This window comes from Plantibacter sp. CFBP 8804, assembly GCF_014841225.1.
Taxonomy (GTDB): Bacteria; Actinomycetota; Actinomycetes; order Actinomycetales; family Microbacteriaceae; genus Plantibacter; species Plantibacter auratus.
Genome location: NZ_JACYTU010000019.1, coordinates 26,038 through 41,950 on the forward strand (window position 1 = coordinate 26,038; position 15,913 = coordinate 41,950).

Here is a 15,913-nt window from a genome sequence, read left to right on the forward strand (position 1 = left end):
GCTATCGGGCCCCGCGGTTTGACGGGCCGGACGGAGCACTGAACTACTCCGTCCGGCCTGAAACCGGGCCGACTGCGGCGACGCATCGTCATCTGAGCAGTCTGCGTGCCCAGCACGTGCTGGTGCCCCCCCGCATGACGATCTGATCGATATCGGGTCGTCTGCTGCTTCCGACACACATTCTGAGAGGTTTGATGAGCAAGGCCAAGATGACGTCGAGGAACGAAACCGTTTCGATGACTGAGGAGAGCTCGCCCACCGTCCTCAGTCCGCAGGCTCTCGGCAGAATCCGCAGGCGCACGATCTCGACACTGGTCGCCGGCCAGATCCTCTCCGGGCTCGGCATCGGAGCGGCGGTGAGTATGGGAGCCCTTCTGGTCACCGACGTCACGGGCTCCGAAGCCTGGTCGGGGATGGCCGCGACGATGAACACGCTGGGCGCAGCCATTTTTGCTGTCCCGCTCGCTGTGATGGCCCGTCGATATGGACGGAGGGTATCGCTCTCCTTCGGTGCGGCCGTGGCCGCCCTCGGAGGGGTCGCCGTCGCCGGCTCCGCCATGATCGGCAGCTCCGCTCTGGTCCTGGTGAGCCTCGCCGTCATGGGCATTGGATCCGCGCTGAACTTCCAGGCACGGTTTGCCGCAGCTGATCTCTCCACGGAGGCCACCCGCGGCCGTGATCTGTCCGTAGTCGTGTGGTCCACGACCATCGGAGCAGTGGCCGGACCGAACCTCACCGGGCCCAGCGAACAGCTGGGCTCTGCTCTGGGGCTCCCGAACTTCACTGGCGGGTTCATCATCGCTGCCACCGCGCAACTGCTCGGCGCGCTGCTCTACACCGTGGCCCTGCGCCCCGACCCGCTCCTCCTCTCCCTGGGCACCCTCACACGGCCTCGAGGCTCCACAGGTCCCAAAGCGCGACGACGGGGCGGATTCTCGATCCTGCGCCGACGCCCCGACGCGCGCCGAGCAGTGATCACCCTCGCCCTCAGCCACGCGACGATGGTCGCCCTGATGGGCATGACGCCCGTGCACCTGACATCCCACGGCACATCGCTCACGATCGTCGGCCTGACGCTCAGCCTCCACATTGCAGGGATGTACGCGGTCTCACCCGTGTTCGGAATCCTCACCGACCGCCTGGGTGGACGGACCGTCGTCCTCATCGGGCAGGCCATCTTCGCTACCGCCTTGGTGCTGGCGACCTTTGGACTGCATGACCACACCCTGGTGACGACAGCGTTGATCCTGCTCGGACTCGGCTGGTCCGCGGCGACCGTCGCCGGGTCCGCCATGCTCAACAACTCACTACAGGCCGAGGAGCGACCCGCGACACAGGGCGTGTCCGATCTCTTGATGAACCTCGCCGGCGCCGCAGGAGGAGCACTCGCGGGCGTGGTCCTCTCCGCGATCGCATACTCCGGCCTCGCGCTGTGCCTACTTGTTCTGGCGGCAGCAGTGGTAGCGATCCAGATCCCGCGTCGGCCGCGCAGGACAGTTGAGGGAAGCAAGTGATGAATTCGATGCGCCCGAAGCTACACCGATCGGTGGACGTTGAGGACCTGAGCTCCTAGCGGCGCTCAAGCCAGTTGCAGGAAGAGCTTCTCCAGATCCTCCGCCGAAGGTGCCTGGTCGTCGTCGGGATGGCTCAGGCATTCTTTGAGCGCTGTCGAGATGACGAGGAATCCGGCGCGGTCGAGCGCTTTAGACACGGCGGCGAGCTGCTGGACGACGTCTCGGCAGGGCGCACCGGCCTCGACGGCGGCAGTGACCGCCGCCAACTGTCCCTGCGCCCGTCGGAGGCGGTTGATGATCTTGCGCTGAGCGGCCTCGTCGTAGGCCGGCGAGGGGGCGGTGTCTACCATGGCTGTCCTTTTTTCGTCGTCGATTTGACTCCTACGATACCCCGGGGAGTATGGTTGGCATACCCCCTGGAGTATTTGAACGAGGAGTCGTCGATGTGCCGAGCAGTGAGGTGCCGCGTGTGCGGTAAGACGACATGGGCCGGGTGCGGCCAGCATGTCCAGCAGGTGAAGCAGACGGTGCCGTCTGCGCAGTGGTGCGGCGGTTCGCATACCGCGGCGCAGCGAGAGGCGGCTGACGCGGGGCGCAGAGGGTTCCTCGCCCGCCTGTTCGGACGGAGAGGCTGACATGTGCCAGCGTGTGACGTGTTCCAGCTGCGGCAAGCCGACCTGGGATGGGTGCGGACAGCACATCGAGCAGGCGCTCGGAGATGTGCCGGTCACCGATCGCTGCGTGTGCGCGACGGGATCGGAGCAATGAGTCCGAGGATCGTGATCATCGGGGGCGTGGCGGGCGGCATGTCCGCCGCCACGCGGCTGCGCCGACTCATGGAGGACGCTCAGATCGTGGTCATTGAGCGCGGAGGGGAAGTCTCCTACGCGAACTGCGGCCTGCCCTACTACGTCGGCGGCACGATCGCCGATCGCTCTTCCCTGCTGCTGCAGGCCCCCGAGTCGCTGCACCGCCGGTTCCGACTCGACGTCCGGGTGCGCCACGAGGCGACGCGCATCGACACCGCGACCCGGATCGTCGAGGTGGTCGACCTGAGCACCGGGGCGTCGACCATGGAGCCCTACGACTACCTCGTCCTGGCCCCCGGCGCGCGCCCGCGACCCCTCCTCGAGGACCCCGGGATGCCGGTCATGACGCTGCGCACCGTGCCCGACGCCGACGCGATCCACGGCGCAGTGCAGACGCCCGGCACCCCCGTCATCGTGGTCGGAGCCGGCTACACAGGGCTGGAGGCGGTCGAGAACCTCGTCGCCCGCGAAGCCCAGGTGACGCTCGTCCAGAGAGGCGCTCAGGTGCTGTCCCCACTGGACCCGGAGATGGCCACGCCCCTGGCAGAGGAGATCCGCGCGCACGGCGTCGACCTGCGCCTGGACACGCAGATCGACCGCATCGAACGCGACGCCGTGGTGCTGAGCGACGGCTCCCGCATCCCCGCCGCGTTCGTCGTCGACGCCGCCGGCGTCGTCCCCGAGACTGCTCTTGCCGCCGCTGCTGGCCTGCGCATCGGGGAGAGCGGCGGCATCTGGGTCGACAGCGCCAGCCGCACCAGCGACCCGCACGTCTTCGCCGTCGGCGACGGCGTCGAGAAGCAGGACCTCGTCGGCGGCGACGCCGCGCTCGTGACGATGGCGGGACTGGCGAACCGGCACGGGCGCATGGTCGCCGACGTCATCGCCGGACGAGACGCCGCAGCGCGCCCGGCACTCGGCACCGGAGTGGTGGGCGTCTTCGACCTGGTGGCCGCGAAGGTGGGCTGGAGCGAGAAGGCTCTGCGCGCCGCGGCCCGCCCGCACTATCAGGTGCACGTACATCCGAGCTCGCACGCGGGGTACTACCCCGGCGCGGAGGCGCTCTCGATCAAGCTCCTCGCCGACCCGGAGACGGACAACATCCTAGGGGCGCAGATCGTCGGCCGTGACGGCGTAGACAAGCGCATCGACGTCATCGCGACCGCGATGCACGCCGGCCTGACCGCGTCCGAGCTCGCGCACCTGGAGCTCGCCTACGCACCCCAGTTCGGATCCGCCAAGGACGCCGTGAACATCGCCGGGTACGCAGCGGAGAACACGCGTAACGGCACGACGCCAACCGTGCAGTGGCACGAGCTTGAACAGGCACGCGCCGCTGGCGCATCGCTCATCGATGTCCGCTCGCGCGACGAGCACTCCGCCGGGAGCATCCCCGGGGCGATCAACGTCCCGCTCGACGACCTGCGCGAGCGCCTGGCAGAGTTGCCGTCCGGAGAGCTCGTCGTTCACTGCCAGGTCGGCCTGCGCGGCCACATCGCCACCCGGCTCCTCACGCAACGAGGGCGCTCGGTCCGAAACCTCGACGGCGGGTACCGCACGTGGCTCGCCGGTCAGCACGCTTCAGGAGAGGGCCTGCCGGCGCGGCCGTAGTGATATGCCGTGGTCTGGTTCCGAGGAGCTTCCACGCTGGATGGGTCTCTGGCGGAGCGACCGCGCCGGTCATCCGTGGGAGAGGGGTCCTCGATCAAAGAGTTGACATAATATATACTATCAGCGCTTTTCGCGCCGAAGTTATCCACAGGTGACGGACGGGTCAGCGGGCCGGTTTTCGGGCCCGAACCAGCCGCGGGACGAGCCGTACGAACGCGACCATGCCGACCAGCTCGACGAGGGTCTGCGTCACGACCACCACGGGCGCAAGCACGAGCGAAGCGGGCAGCGCGAGCGCGAGCGGCAGGACGACAAGGCTGTTCCGGGTGGCACCGCTGAACACCAGGGCACGGGTCGCCGGGACGTCGAGGCGGAACAGCCGCCCGGCACCCGTGCCGATGAACGCCATGATGACGAGGAACGCCGCATACAGCGGCACGACCACAAGCAATTGCATGGCCGCGGTGCTCACGGCCCCCGCCTGCGAGGCAACGACGGTGAACAGGGTCGCGACCATCAGCGGCACCATCAGCGCCAGCATCGTGCGCTCGATCCCGCGTCCGATCCGGTGCCGCTTGGTGAGCCACTGGGTCGCCGCGGCCGCGGTCAGTGGCAGCACGATGAGCAGCAGGAATGCCCGCACGAACGGGCCGAGCTCGACGGCCGCGACACCGCTGGGACCGATGAACAGCAGCAGGTAGACGGGCAGCGAGAGGATCTGCGTGAGCATCAGCAATGGAGCCGCCGCGAGCAGGCGCTCCGCGGCTCCTCCCGCGAGGCCGGCGAACACGATCACGTAGTCGATGCACGGCGTCAGCAGCACCAGGAGCACCCCGAATAGCAGCGCCGCTTGATCCGCGACGAACCGCAACAGCCCGTAGGCGACCACCGGGACGATGACGAAGTTCACCAGCCCGACCGCGCCGAGGAACCGGACGTCGCGAAGCGCGCGCCCGATGGCGGCGAATGGCACTCCGAGGAACGTCGCGAACAGCGGCAGCGCGAGCACCGGCTCGATCGCCACTTCCAGATGATGCGCGCCAGGCAGTAGCAGGCCGCTTCCAGGCCTGCGTGGCGACCTGCACGGCGTCCCACGGGGAGCCGAGTGGCGGCGTGTAGGAGAGGTCGAGGCCGCTCAGGGCGTCAACGGTCATGCCGTGGTGCAGGGCGGTGGCGTAGGTGTCGACGCGTTTCGCGATCTCCGCGCCGCGGGTGCCGACGAGCTCTTCTTAGGCGAATACCGGTTTTTATCCACCTGGCGAAACTAGGTAGTTTCGCGCTGGAACCGGACCCCGCCAGCAACATATCCTGTGAAAAATCTGTCAGTCGGCCGCCAAGAATCACAGCACCTCGTGATCCGCTCCGGAAGGAACCCATGTCCGCAACACGACCATCGACTCTCCGAGACGATACCGGAACGGTCAGGAAAAGCACCGCGGCTGCCGTGCTGTTCGCCCTCCTGATGGGCATGATCACTGTCTTTAGCGTGTTTACTCCAGCCCAGTCTGCCCTTGCGGCGCCGATCTGCACGCCCGGGAACATCTACGTGAATACGGGAAGCGCTACCCCCGTACTGAACCAGTATTCAGCGACGGGTGCACTCGAAGGCAGCGTCCCGGTTCCGCGCTCATACACAGACATCGCTTTCTCTAGCGACGGCTTGACCCTGTACGGCATCCTCCCCGGCGTGCCATTCCTGTATACGATCAACCCGGATACTGGGGCGGAGACGGCACGTGTCGCTATCACTGGTCTCCCTGCAACGAACTATTTCCCGAACGCTCTGAGCGCGTTGGCTGATGGTTCACTCCTGGTCGGCGGCGTGGGAGGCGGCAGCGCGACCGCGCAGCAGATCTTCCGCATCAACCCCACCACCGGTGTCGCGACCCTGTACGAAGCCGCCTTCCCCGCCGGCTTCGGGTCTGCCGGCGACTTCCTCTCCCTCGCGGACGGCGACGTCCTCGCGGTGGGATCGGGGCCAAATGGAAACGCACTGTTCCGCATCTCACCAAGCTTCGCGGTGACCCAGGTCGGCACCCTTCCCGAGTCGTACGGCGCAGCACAAAGCGGCGGCAAGATCTACCTTGCGGGCGCCACGGGCAATCTGTACGAGATCACATCCGTCCCCACGGCTGCATCGACCGCACCAGTGCCAACGACAATCCTCGCGGCAACCGGGCTTCCCTTCTTCGGTGCTACCTCTCAGCAGGACAGCGGTCTGTGCTCCGAGCTGACCGTCGCAAAGTCGTCCGACCCGGCCTCGGGCACCCTGGTGACCCTGGGACAGACGGTGACCTACTCGATCACCCTGGCGAACACGAACGGGACAGCTCCCGCGGAAGTCGACCTTACTGACGATCTGTCCTCGGTTCTCGACGACGCGACAGTCACCAGCCCACCCGCGGTGTCGTCTGGCACCTCGCTGACGATCGACCCGATTGCAGACGAGAGCTTCCGGATCAGCGGGATCATTCCGGTCGGTGGTCAGACGACCATCACCTACGCGGTGACAATCAACGATCCAGCAACTGGTGACCGACAGCTGTCGAACTACGTCATCCCTACAGGCACGACCCCACCAACATCCTGCGACCCCGACAACACCGCGTGCACCACGAACCCCATCTCGGATCCGGCGTTGACGGTTGCGAAGACGGTTGCTCCGGCTGGTCAGGCTTCTTACGAGGTTGGTGAGGAGCTGACGTATTCGTTCCTGGTCACGAACACGGGCAATGTCACGTTGACTGACGTGGTTGTGAACGAGGGCGACTTCAACGGTTCGGGTGCGCTCAGCGCGGTCGCGCCGGCGTCGGTTGCGACGCTTGCTCCCGGGGCGTCGACGACGTTCACGGCGACCTACACGCTGACGCAGGCTGATGTTGATCGCGGGAACACCACGAACACGGCCACGGCCTCGGGCACCCCGCCCACGGGTCCGCCGGTGGAGTCGCCGCCGTCGACGGTCGAGGTCCCCTCAGTCCCAGCACCGGCGTTGACGGTTGCGAAGACGGTTGCTCCGGCTGGTCAGGCTTCTTACGAGGTTGGTGAGGAGCTGACGTATTCGTTCCTGGTCACGAACACGGGCAATGTCACGTTGACTGACGTGGTTGTGAACGAGGGCGACTTCAACGGTTCGGGTGCGCTCAGCGCGGTCGCGCCGGCGTCGGTTGCGACGCTTGCTCCCGGGGCGTCGACGACGTTCACGGCGACCTACACGCTGACGCAGGCTGATGTTGATCGCGGGAACACCACGAACACGGCCACGGCCTCGGGCACCCCGCCCACGGGTCCGCCGGTGGAGTCGCCGCCGTCGACGGTCGAGGTCCCCTCAGTCCCAGCACCGGCGATCACCGTCGTCAAGGCGGCCGACGCTGCAGCTCAGGAAGACTTCGTCGTCGGGCAGGTCATCACCTACTCCTTCCTGGTCACGAACACGGGCAATGTCACGTTGACTGATGTGGTTGTGAACGAGGGCGACTTCTCTGGCGCTGGCGAGCTCTCCGAGGTCGTCTGCCCGGCTGGCGCTGCATCTCTGGCGCCAGGTGAGCAGATCACTTGCACTGCCACCTACACGGTCCTGCAGGCTGATGTCGATGCTGGCACGATCACGAACAACGCCACGGCGACCGGGACGCCACCGGGCGGGGGTACCCCGCCCACCTCGCCGCCGTCCGAAGTCACGGTCCCATCGCCGCCCGCTCCCGGCATCGCTGTCGTCAAGCTCGCGAACGCGGACAAAGCGACCACGGTCGGTCAGGTCATCACGTACTCATTCCAGGTGACCAACACCGGGAATGTGACGCTGAGCAACGTCGCAGTGACGGAAGGAAAGTTCACCGGGACCGGGACCCTCTCCGCGATTGTCTGCCCAGCTGGAGCCGCCACTCTCGCCCCTGGCCAGCAGATCACCTGCACCGCCACGTACAAGGTGACCCAGGCTGACCTCAACGCAGGTTCGATCAGCAACACCGCGACTGCCGTGGGTGTCCCACCCGCCGGCCCAGGGGTCGAGTCGCCGCCGTCGACGGTCAAGGTCCCGACACCGGGCCCGGGGCTCGCTTCGACCGGCGCGAACGTGCTGCCTCTGGGCATCGGCGCTCTCCTCCTGCTGCTTCTGGGAGGTGGGTTGGTCGCAGGACGCCGCACCCGTCGCCGTGCGGCATAGAGACACGTAAGTAACTTCGGGCGGGTGGAAATCGGTACTCCACCCGCCCGGAGCCGTTTCGTGAAGTCCGGCCGTAATGGAGCAGTAGAGCCGCCGTCATACAGAAGAACGTACTGACCTGCGGTAGATGAAGATATTGCGCCGGCAAAGGCGGCTTGCGCTCGTGTGTTAAAGGAACCACCCATAATGAACTCGTCTGAGAACCTTCGGACCCATGAAAACGACCGACGTTTCGTGGAGACACGTCGGACTCACCCGCGCTACTGGAAAACGGCAGCAAAACTCGCCGCTGCAGTGATCGAGCTCGCTGCGAAGAACCCGTCCGCGCAGCTCACCGTTGGCGAGATCGTTCAACGGGCAAGCATGAACCGATCTACGTTTTACACCCACGGCCGAAACGCGACTGACCTGCTGAACAAAGCTATGCGTATTGCCCTTGAGGGTGCGGACGCGCCGGACCCAATGATTATGACCAGCGCCGATGATCGGCGGGCGGCGCTGCTCCTGGCGGTAGGAACCGTAACCGACCACATTCGGCAATACAGAACTGTATACGAAACAGCGCTTACGGACGATGCATCTGCTGACGCTCTGTTCCGTAACTTGACCGACTACATCGCCCGGCGGCTTCGACTCGAGGACGCATCGCTAGCGACTGTTAGAGGCAGGGCCATCGCTGCCGCTACCTCGGAGATCATCCGCGAGCGGATCTCGGCATTCGAGCTCTTCAACGCAAACGACATTGTGGAAACCCTTGACACGATCCTCATCTCTGAAGTTCCAGGAGTGAAAAGATGAAGCCGCGGTGGGTGTTGGTCCACGGTCAATCGACCTATGACTTACCGTCGGGCGCCGTGGCACGGTTCATTCAGCGACGGATTACACAAGCTCATACCTCAGGTGAAGCGCTACCGCTACGGTTCTCCGAATTCGGCTCCACCGATGTGGTAACAGTCGTGGTTGAAGCCAACGCGCGCGTTCTAGAGTGGCCAAGTCAATAGGATGTCACGCCACGCATGACCGACTTCAACGTGCGTGGTATCCGCGATCCGATCGAGATCGCAGATCCTCCCGGCCACCGAGGGTTTTCGGTTACCGCGTACGGCCTACCCTGAACGTCAGGGTGTTCGTGCAGTGGTGTTGGTCTGGTGTCTGTAGAGCGAGGCTCTGCTCCAGCCGACGAGTGCGGCGGCTTCTGCGGCGGTGCGGCCGCGGCCGCGGGCTTCGGCGACGATGGCGAGCTTCTCGGTGATGATGTCGGGGTTCACGGGTGGGCGCCCAAACCGTGTGCCCGATTCGCGTGCCGCAGCGATGCCGGCGTTCACGCGTTCGACGATGAGCTCACGTTCGTACTCGGCCAGGGTGGCGAGCATGTGCAACATGAGTCGGCCCGTTGATGTTGCGGGGTCGATGCCGTCGGAGAGGGATCGCACCTGGATCTCGCGGCTGCGTAGGAGCTCGACGGTGTTGAGGACGTCGATGAGGGAGCGGCCGAGTCGGTCGATGCGCCACACGATCACCGTGTCGCCTGCCTCGGCATACTCAAGCAGCTTCGTCATCCCGGGCCGCTCGATTGCAGTCCTACTGCCGGAGGTCACGTCCGCGAACACGTCGCGCTTCTGCACGCCAGCGTCGACAAGAGCGTCGAGCTGCAGCTGCGCGTCCTGGCCGGCGGTGCTGACTCTGGTGTATCCGATCTGCCTCATCGCACCAGCATGTCTCAGAAACCCGCGCCAGCATCGGTGAGACACGCAGTGCCGTGAGACGAGTTCTTGAGACAGAACGACGACTGCAAGATCTGCGGACCCTCGGGCCCGAAGCACCCTGGGTCGTCGGTCGGCCTCGTGTCTCGTAAACCTGTAGCTTCTTGAGACGAATCTTGTACGGAGGGAAGAGCAGGCAGACGGAGGGACCTAGCATCCGATTCAGCGCACGGGCGCGTGTGGTCGACGGTGATCGCCCTTATCAGACAGGGCTCCGGTCAACTGGCCGGGGCCCTATTCGCTCAGCCATGCACACGGAGAGCCCGATGTGATCCGACGGCACCAGTGCCCCGAGTGCAGCGCGTGCGCTCGGGTAGTGCGGCGGCGCTGAGAAAGCTGATGGGTCGCAGCTCCCGCGAGAGATCGGCTACCCCCCTCGAAGAGCTATGCCGTAGGCACCCGTGCGGTCGAGGTCTCGGCTGCATGGGGATGTCGCAGGGATACGGCCCCAACCCCCTATGGTTGGCACATGAGTGGGTCAGGTGCCAAAGCTCGCGTCTTTATCGGTAGCTCGTCGGAAGGCATGCCGATCGCACGTGCCCTGCAGGCCGAGTTGGGGGCATCCTGCGACGTGCACCGCTGGGACCAGGGTGTGTTTGAGGCAGGTGGCGTCACCCTGGATTCCCTCCGAGAGGCGGCTCAGGACGCGGACTTCGCTGTCCTCATCGCGACCCCTGATGATGCCGTTACAAGCCGCGGTAAGGAAAGTCTCGCGGCCCGAGACAACGTCATCTTCGAATACGCTCTTTTCGTGGGAGTTTTGAGCCGTCAGCGGGTCTACCTCCTCCCGACCGCAGACCTCAAACTCCCCACCGACATATTGGGAATCACCCGCCTGCCTTTCCACGAGCAAACGGATGGCAACTTGAGAGCCGCTGTTTCCGCGGCCGCTCTCGAGGTAGAAGACAGGGTCAAGGCCCTCGGCGCAGTACAGCGCTCACGCATCGAAAGAGCAGCTGGCGGGTCGCACTCTTTGGCTGAGCGAGAAATCGCTCTGGTGTGCAGCAGTGCGGTAGCTCAGGGGTGGGCGGTGAAGAAGAACAGCGAGACAACCCTGCGGCTGCGGTCCCCACGTGGTGCCACTTTCTCGATGTCGAAGACCCAAGCCGACCATATGCGTGCTGAGCTGAAAAGATTCGTGGGCCTGTTACGCGCAAATGGGCTCCGCGTCAGCGCGGCCCTCGGGTTGCCCATCTCCGAATCACCATTGGCCACATGAGCTGCTAGAAGCATGCCCCCGAGGATGCGGCCATTGCGGCTTACTCCCCGGGGGCGACACTCAAACCCAGGCACTACCGGGGGCACCTCCGGGGAGGCCGCTGTGTCTCGGCCACCACCCAGTACGGATTGCTCTCTAGCAATCTTGCCGTCCTCGCCACCTGGGCGAGAGGATCCGGGCTGAGTCGCGACTGCAATAGTTTAGAGCGGGGACGCCCAGATGCGGGATCTCAGTTCTGTGACACGTACGTGTCAACGCCTCGCGCGCCAGGGTCACGATTGAGAATGAAGCGTGGATAGACCCGTCAACTTCGACCATGACCGGCAGATGCTCTGCCAGTGTTGCGGGCACGGCTGGACCGTCACGCTCCATTGGATCGAGCGATGGGATGAATCGAAGGAAGCCTGTCCCGGATGCGGTGTCACCTGCGAAGCCGAGGATGCGCCGCGCGTCACTGTCGACCCCGACGACGCTGCTCTGATCGACGAGGCAGTGCCCACCCTATTTTGGTATCACACGTCGACGCACGACGACTGGCCCCGCCGGTCCATCGACCCCGCGGCACGGCTAACTGCTACGACCCGACTCATGATGGGCGGTAACGAGCGTGTGGCCGCGTGGGCGGAGCGACAGAGAGCGAAAGCGCTCCACGTCGGAACCTATGAGGCCGCGATTCACAACATGTTTCGGCGTATCGACGATCAGGCGGACGAAGGCCAGCAGTTCTACCTCTACAGGGTCCGCCTTCGCCCCGACGTGACGGTGCGTCCGGACTGGCTCATAGATCCCAGCAACTTTGTGGGCGACGTCGAGCTTGCCGAGGTGTGCCCGCCCGGCGTCGACGTCGCCCGCTACCTGAATTACCACGAAGACCCTGGTGGTTTATCCCTAGCGCTCGGGCGCGCGGCGATCGCAAGCACGCAACGGGTGGCCATCCCTTTGGGGAGCGCACTGGAGGGCTGGGCGATCGACACTGCGGCCCAGATCCAGGCCGCAACCGCACCCACGGCCACGTCGGCCGTGGTTTCTGATCGGCCCCAGAAACGGTACGAACCCTCCCCACAGTCCAAACGCGCCGACCGGCTGACGAAGGCGATCGCCGAGTCGCTCCCCGCAAACATCCGGCGTCACTTCTGGACCGCCTCGGCCTACGACGACGAATCGACCCCGGCCGAGTGGGCCCAACGCATGTCCGGTCTAGTGCAACTCATCTCAAGCCCTGCGGCCGTCCTGGAAGAACTCGATCGAGCGGAGATCACATCAGTTGCGAAATGAAGTTGTCGTAGGAGCGGAGGGAGTCCCAGTCCGAATACTTAGACTCACCAGGCCATCCCGCACCTGCACTTCCACGTCGCGGGCACTCTGCCGGGCGGGGGAACCGATTTCGGCACCGTGCCTGAACTACCCGTCGAAGCAACTAACGCAATCGCACGACGCCTGTCCCCATTCGTCCCCGACCGTCACAGAAGCCATCGCCGCGTTGACGCTCGATTTGACGGCTCATCCCAATCGAAGGTGTAGCAGTTGGGGTCTAAAGCCGCCGGTCTCGTCGAGCAACGACCTGCCGATGTAGTGGGCCAGGTTGCGGAACCCGAGCGCGGAACCGCGGAGATGCTCGAGTCGGCCGTTGATCGCCTCCGTCGGCCCGTTGCTGGTGCCGGGCCGGTCGAAGTAGGCCAGCACGTCGACAGGAAATGAAAGTATGCCCCGCGATCTCAGCTGGTGTAGCAGCCATTGGCTGACCGTTACGAGGTCGAATTCGCGGAAGGTGAGCCTTCGGGCGTGATGAGCTCGGGGCCCGTCATAGTGAGCTCCGGATCAACCACCTTGATGGAAGTTTGAATCAGCTCGATTTCGCCCGCTTCGATCATGAGGAAGTCGGTTTCCATCAGGGCGACGGCGTCCTCTGCTCCTGGAGGTCGATAGAACGGTTGGGTGAGTGTGACCACACGGTGCGGGTGTGGGTCGGGGTCATTGTCGAAGGTGTAGAGCGTTCCGGACACCCAAGCGCCCGATTTCAGGGTCAATGCAACATCGACCGCTTGACCCTCGGCAGCCGAGAACATTGCCATCCAGGCCGAGGTGTCGCGCGGAATTGAGGACTTCCAGAGCTTCTCGAGGCCGTGATCGTCCATCCATTTCGTGCCGAGCGCGTACCCGAGGCAGGTCGCACCCGCGAGAATCACGATGCTGAGGCCGATTGAGGCCGACAGATTGTTACGGACCCAGGCGAGATCGCCACTCATCAATCGCATGACTTCGGTGTTGAAGGATGGCCAAAGGAGGGAGAGCAGGGCAAATGGAACAGCGAGTAGAGCGGCACACACTGCGCTGACAAGTACCACGGACGCTGTTTCTCGCAGCACTGAGCGCTTGGCCGTCGGACGGTGCCCTTCGCGCGCGAAGAGAAAAGCTACGCCTGGAAACAAGGCGAACACGTAGAAGGCGACTCCCCAGATGTTGGTCGGCATGAGCTCTTTCAGTAGTGGATAATGTCACCCAAGGAGGTCAACATGACCGATCGCCTCACCGGGCAGTACCAGACGTCTAGCGGCAAGCATATTGAACACGGCATGCAGCCTGCACGCGTGCAGTACACGCCTGCACCGCGTCCTGCGACCTCACAGATCAAACCGCCGCCGGCACCAAAAAAATAGCTACTGAGGCGCGAGCCGCCCCACGTCGAGCACGCTTAGCCCCTCGACGTGGTCGAGCAGCTGCTCAGTGAGCTACTCAGAGCTGTACGGATCGCCTGACGCACGAAGGTGCGTAGGATTTCTGACGCCTTCGTGACAGAGCCCGCCCATTAGGTCTCGCCGAACGACGACTCGCCAGAAACCCGCTGACGAAGACTCCTGAATCAGCCACGCCGGCGCCCATACGGCTCTTGAAGGCACTCCCTTCGAGACGCGCACGGAGGCTCTTCCGTGGGTAACCAACGACCTGGACCCGAATGAGACCGAGACAATGACGAGTTTTCGTAACTTGCCGGGACACTAGCCTTCGTACGGAATCGAGCAGCGCCGACGCCGATGAGCTCGCAGTACCGCTTCGCTCCAAAGCGGTATCAGTTGGCCCAGCGCAGCTAGATTGACCTCCCAAGCAAGCACCAGATCGTACGCAGGCAGGAACCTTGCCCGCTCGACTTGGCTCACAGTTGCAGGACTGCATCCACTTCGATCCGCCAACTCTGTCTGGTTCATCCCCGCCGCGTGTCGCGCATCTCGAAGAGCAGACCCAAACGCGCCTGCGGGTGTTTCTGCATCAACTAGAGCCTTCTCCGGGCGTCCCATGGTGCCTCCGGTGTTCAGCCGGCGTAGGAAACGGAACGCTGCACCAGAACCTCAGGTGGTTTCGGTACGCGAATCAATCGAACCGGGGTTTCGGTGAGGCCATGCGCCGCGATCCTTTTTCTTAGGGCGTCTTGGCTTGCTGCTTGGCCCTCAGCCGGTCCTTCTTCTGACGGTTACCGCACGAGTTCATGTCGCACCAGCGACGCGTGCGGCTCTGGCTCGAGTCGAGGAACACGGCTTGGCAGGTGGCGGATGAGCACACCGCCAGTCGGCCGTCTCGTCCACCTGAGACGAGCGCGATCGCATCCGCCGCGATCACGCTCAGCGCATCCTCTACGGATGCCGTCTCGAGGTGCCATCGCAGTTCGCCCTCTTTGGTCAGCACGGCCGTGGCATGCCCTTGGGTGCTGCAGGAATTGAGCATCCGAGTGGCCGCAGCTGGGAGGCGCGCTTTCGATGCTGCCGCGGTAGCTACGACATGGATCGACTCACGCAGTTCGCAGGCTCGGTCAAGCTGCGCGGGCGAGCACGAGCCAACAGCGAAGTCGTTGAGCTCGAACCAGTCGAGGAGTCGCTGCGTCGTCGGTACTCGCTCCACTCGCACGCCATGACGTTCCGACAACGTCCCCGTGAACGTAGTCGCGAGCACGTTGCCCGTGCGGAAAGCCAACGCTCGTGCAGCCATGGAACCACCTTAGGCGGTTGTGTTCGTCAACCCGTCTCTGATAGAACCGTCTTTGCCGGTGCTTGCGTTCTTGTCGCAGCTCAGTCGCGACAGGAAATGGATATGCGAACACGTCAGTTGCCTCTCGCCCAGGGCGCGGGCAGTGCAATTGGCCCCTCAATCGAGGTATGTCGAGGCATTGCGGCAAGGACGTGCGGAGATGGCTGACGTCAGCGTGCTGCCGGGGTTCATTGCCGTGATCCTGCTGTTCCTCATACCGCCGGGGCCGGACATGGCCTACATGCTCGCGGTCGGTTTAGCCGGCGGTCGAGCAGCTGCGGCGAAGGCGATCCTCGGCATCGGTACGGGTATGGCCGTCTACGCGATCGCAGTGGTCGTCGGCGTCGGACGCCTCGCTCAGACCTATCCGCTGCTCCTGGACGTGGTGAAGGTGCTCGGAGCCCTCTACTTGCTCTGGCTCGCGTACTCGACCATCCGAGGCGCTCGCCGTTCCATTGACTCAGCGCCCGAGATCGCCACAGAACGCCCCTACATCCGAGGCGTGATAGTGAGCTTGACCAACCCGAAGGTCATCCTCTTCTTCATGGCGGTCCTGCCGCAGTTCCTAGGCGAGGCGACGCAACCGGAGCTGCAGCTGGCCATGCTCGGTGCCGTCAACGTCGGCATGGAAGTTCTCCTCTACGGTGCAATCGGTGTCGGTGCGGGGGTCTTTCACTCGCGCTTCTCAGAGTCGCCACGAGCCGGCGCCGTGCTGCATTACGTCGCCGCCGCCGTATACATCGTGCTTGCGCTCACGATCATTGGCGAGGTGTCGATCGGACTGATGACTTAGCGCGCTCGTCGAAGACGAGCCC

Annotated in this window: 15 protein-coding genes and 1 pseudogene; 9 read left to right on the forward strand and 7 right to left on the reverse strand. The window is 64.5% G+C overall.

Annotation, left to right across the window (positions count from 1 at the left end; all coding sequences use genetic code 11):
- The first annotated feature begins 236 nt into the window (after positions 1-236).
- On the forward strand, positions 237-1,514 hold the full coding sequence (locus IFU11_RS18230; RefSeq protein ID WP_192019860.1) for an MFS transporter: 1,278 nt from the start codon (positions 237-239) through the stop codon (positions 1,512-1,514).
- A 65-nt stretch (positions 1,515-1,579) separates the two neighbouring features.
- Here the strand turns inward: IFU11_RS18230 and IFU11_RS18235 are convergent, their stop codons facing one another.
- Positions 1,580-1,864, reverse strand: coding sequence for a metal-sensitive transcriptional regulator (locus IFU11_RS18235; RefSeq protein ID WP_192019861.1), 285 nt, complete (start codon positions 1,862-1,864; stop codon positions 1,580-1,582).
- A gap of 93 nt (positions 1,865-1,957) precedes the next feature.
- On the opposite strand from IFU11_RS18235, the gene IFU11_RS20440 reads away from it, so the two are divergent.
- Positions 1,958-2,149 carry a hypothetical protein gene (locus tag IFU11_RS20440; RefSeq protein ID WP_244631933.1) on the forward strand — a complete coding sequence of 64 codons (192 nt, stop codon included), beginning with the start codon at positions 1,958-1,960 and terminating at the stop codon, positions 2,147-2,149.
- A 129-nt stretch (positions 2,150-2,278) separates the two neighbouring features.
- The gene (locus IFU11_RS18240; RefSeq protein WP_192019862.1) at positions 2,279-3,934 is read left to right on the forward strand and encodes an FAD-dependent oxidoreductase; all 1,656 of its coding nucleotides are present in this window, start codon (positions 2,279-2,281) and stop codon (positions 3,932-3,934) included.
- Positions 3,935-4,097: 163 nt separating this feature from the next.
- Here the strand turns inward: IFU11_RS18240 and IFU11_RS18245 are convergent, their stop codons facing one another.
- Positions 4,098-4,988: an arsenic resistance protein gene (locus IFU11_RS18245; protein WP_192019874.1), complete on the reverse strand. Its 891-nt coding sequence runs from the start codon at positions 4,986-4,988 to the stop codon at positions 4,098-4,100.
- A 321-nt stretch (positions 4,989-5,309) separates the two neighbouring features.
- On the opposite strand from IFU11_RS18245, the gene IFU11_RS18250 reads away from it, so the two are divergent.
- Positions 5,310-8,099, forward strand: coding sequence for a DUF7507 domain-containing protein (locus tag IFU11_RS18250; protein ID WP_192019863.1), 2,790 nt, complete (start codon positions 5,310-5,312; stop codon positions 8,097-8,099).
- A gap of 186 nt (positions 8,100-8,285) precedes the next feature.
- Positions 8,286-8,897 carry a hypothetical protein gene (locus IFU11_RS18255; RefSeq protein ID WP_192019864.1) on the forward strand — a complete coding sequence of 204 codons (612 nt, stop codon included), beginning with the start codon at positions 8,286-8,288 and terminating at the stop codon, positions 8,895-8,897.
- Positions 8,898-9,217: 320 nt separating this feature from the next.
- On the opposite strand, the gene IFU11_RS18260 is transcribed toward IFU11_RS18255, so the two are convergent.
- Entirely contained in the window at positions 9,218-9,805 is a 588-nt protein-coding gene (locus IFU11_RS18260) for a recombinase family protein (protein ID WP_192019865.1), read from the reverse strand.
- Positions 9,806-10,331: 526 nt separating this feature from the next.
- Here IFU11_RS18260 and IFU11_RS18265 point away from each other — a divergent pair.
- Together IFU11_RS18265 and IFU11_RS18270 are read left to right on the forward strand one after the other, a co-directional pair.
- Positions 10,332-11,081 carry a TIR domain-containing protein gene (locus IFU11_RS18265; RefSeq protein WP_192019866.1) on the forward strand — a complete coding sequence of 250 codons (750 nt, stop codon included), beginning with the start codon at positions 10,332-10,334 and terminating at the stop codon, positions 11,079-11,081.
- A gap of 291 nt (positions 11,082-11,372) precedes the next feature.
- The gene (locus tag IFU11_RS18270) at positions 11,373-12,356 is read left to right on the forward strand and encodes a hypothetical protein (RefSeq protein ID WP_192019867.1); all 984 of its coding nucleotides are present in this window, start codon (positions 11,373-11,375) and stop codon (positions 12,354-12,356) included.
- A 225-nt stretch (positions 12,357-12,581) separates the two neighbouring features.
- Here the strand turns inward: IFU11_RS18270 and IFU11_RS18275 are convergent.
- Together IFU11_RS18275 and IFU11_RS18280 are read right to left on the reverse strand one after the other, a co-directional pair.
- Positions 12,582-12,767 (reverse strand): annotated as a pseudogene (locus tag IFU11_RS18275) (transposase); the annotation flags it as partial.
- Positions 12,768-12,826: 59 nt separating this feature from the next.
- Entirely contained in the window at positions 12,827-13,552 is a 726-nt protein-coding gene (locus IFU11_RS18280; RefSeq protein ID WP_192019868.1) for a DUF6338 family protein, read from the reverse strand.
- 42 nt (positions 13,553-13,594) lie between these two features.
- Between IFU11_RS18280 and IFU11_RS18285 the strand changes: the two genes are divergently transcribed.
- Positions 13,595-13,738: a hypothetical protein gene (locus IFU11_RS18285; RefSeq protein WP_192019869.1), complete on the forward strand. Its 144-nt coding sequence runs from the start codon at positions 13,595-13,597 to the stop codon at positions 13,736-13,738.
- A gap of 339 nt (positions 13,739-14,077) precedes the next feature.
- Here the strand turns inward: IFU11_RS18285 and IFU11_RS20875 are convergent, their stop codons facing one another.
- Positions 14,078-14,374 carry a helix-turn-helix transcriptional regulator gene (locus tag IFU11_RS20875; RefSeq protein ID WP_192019870.1) on the reverse strand — a complete coding sequence of 99 codons (297 nt, stop codon included), beginning with the start codon at positions 14,372-14,374 and terminating at the stop codon, positions 14,078-14,080.
- Between the two features lie 121 nt (positions 14,375-14,495).
- Positions 14,496-15,059 (reverse strand): CGNR zinc finger domain-containing protein, encoded by a 564-nt coding sequence (locus IFU11_RS18295; protein ID WP_192019871.1) that lies wholly within the window; start codon positions 15,057-15,059, stop codon positions 14,496-14,498.
- 199 nt (positions 15,060-15,258) lie between these two features.
- On the opposite strand from IFU11_RS18295, the gene IFU11_RS18300 reads away from it, so the two are divergent.
- Positions 15,259-15,891 carry a LysE family translocator gene (locus tag IFU11_RS18300; protein WP_192019872.1) on the forward strand — a complete coding sequence of 211 codons (633 nt, stop codon included), beginning with the start codon at positions 15,259-15,261 and terminating at the stop codon, positions 15,889-15,891.
- The last annotated feature ends 22 nt before the right edge of the window (positions 15,892-15,913 follow it).

Coding starts and splice junctions, on each gene's coding strand:
- IFU11_RS18230 (WP_192019860.1), top strand. CDS start 237: ATGACTGAGGAGAGCTCGCCCACCGTCCTCAGTCCGCAGGCTCTCGGC.
- IFU11_RS18235 (WP_192019861.1), bottom strand. CDS start 1,864: ATGGTAGACACCGCCCCCTCGCCGGCCTACGACGAGGCCGCTCAGCGC.
- IFU11_RS20440 (WP_244631933.1), top strand. CDS start 1,958: ATGTGCCGAGCAGTGAGGTGCCGCGTGTGCGGTAAGACGACATGGGCC.
- IFU11_RS18240 (WP_192019862.1), top strand. CDS start 2,279: ATGAGTCCGAGGATCGTGATCATCGGGGGCGTGGCGGGCGGCATGTCC.
- IFU11_RS18250 (WP_192019863.1), top strand. CDS start 5,310: ATGTCCGCAACACGACCATCGACTCTCCGAGACGATACCGGAACGGTC.
- IFU11_RS18255 (WP_192019864.1), top strand. CDS start 8,286: ATGAACTCGTCTGAGAACCTTCGGACCCATGAAAACGACCGACGTTTC.
- IFU11_RS18260 (WP_192019865.1), bottom strand. CDS start 9,805: ATGAGGCAGATCGGATACACCAGAGTCAGCACCGCCGGCCAGGACGCG.
- IFU11_RS18265 (WP_192019866.1), top strand. CDS start 10,332: ATGAGTGGGTCAGGTGCCAAAGCTCGCGTCTTTATCGGTAGCTCGTCG.
- IFU11_RS18280 (WP_192019868.1), bottom strand. CDS start 13,552: ATGCCGACCAACATCTGGGGAGTCGCCTTCTACGTGTTCGCCTTGTTT.
- IFU11_RS18285 (WP_192019869.1), top strand. CDS start 13,595: ATGACCGATCGCCTCACCGGGCAGTACCAGACGTCTAGCGGCAAGCAT.
- IFU11_RS20875 (WP_192019870.1), bottom strand. CDS start 14,374: ATGGGACGCCCGGAGAAGGCTCTAGTTGATGCAGAAACACCCGCAGGC.
- IFU11_RS18295 (WP_192019871.1), bottom strand. CDS start 15,059: ATGGCTGCACGAGCGTTGGCTTTCCGCACGGGCAACGTGCTCGCGACT.
- IFU11_RS18300 (WP_192019872.1), top strand. CDS start 15,259: ATGGCTGACGTCAGCGTGCTGCCGGGGTTCATTGCCGTGATCCTGCTG.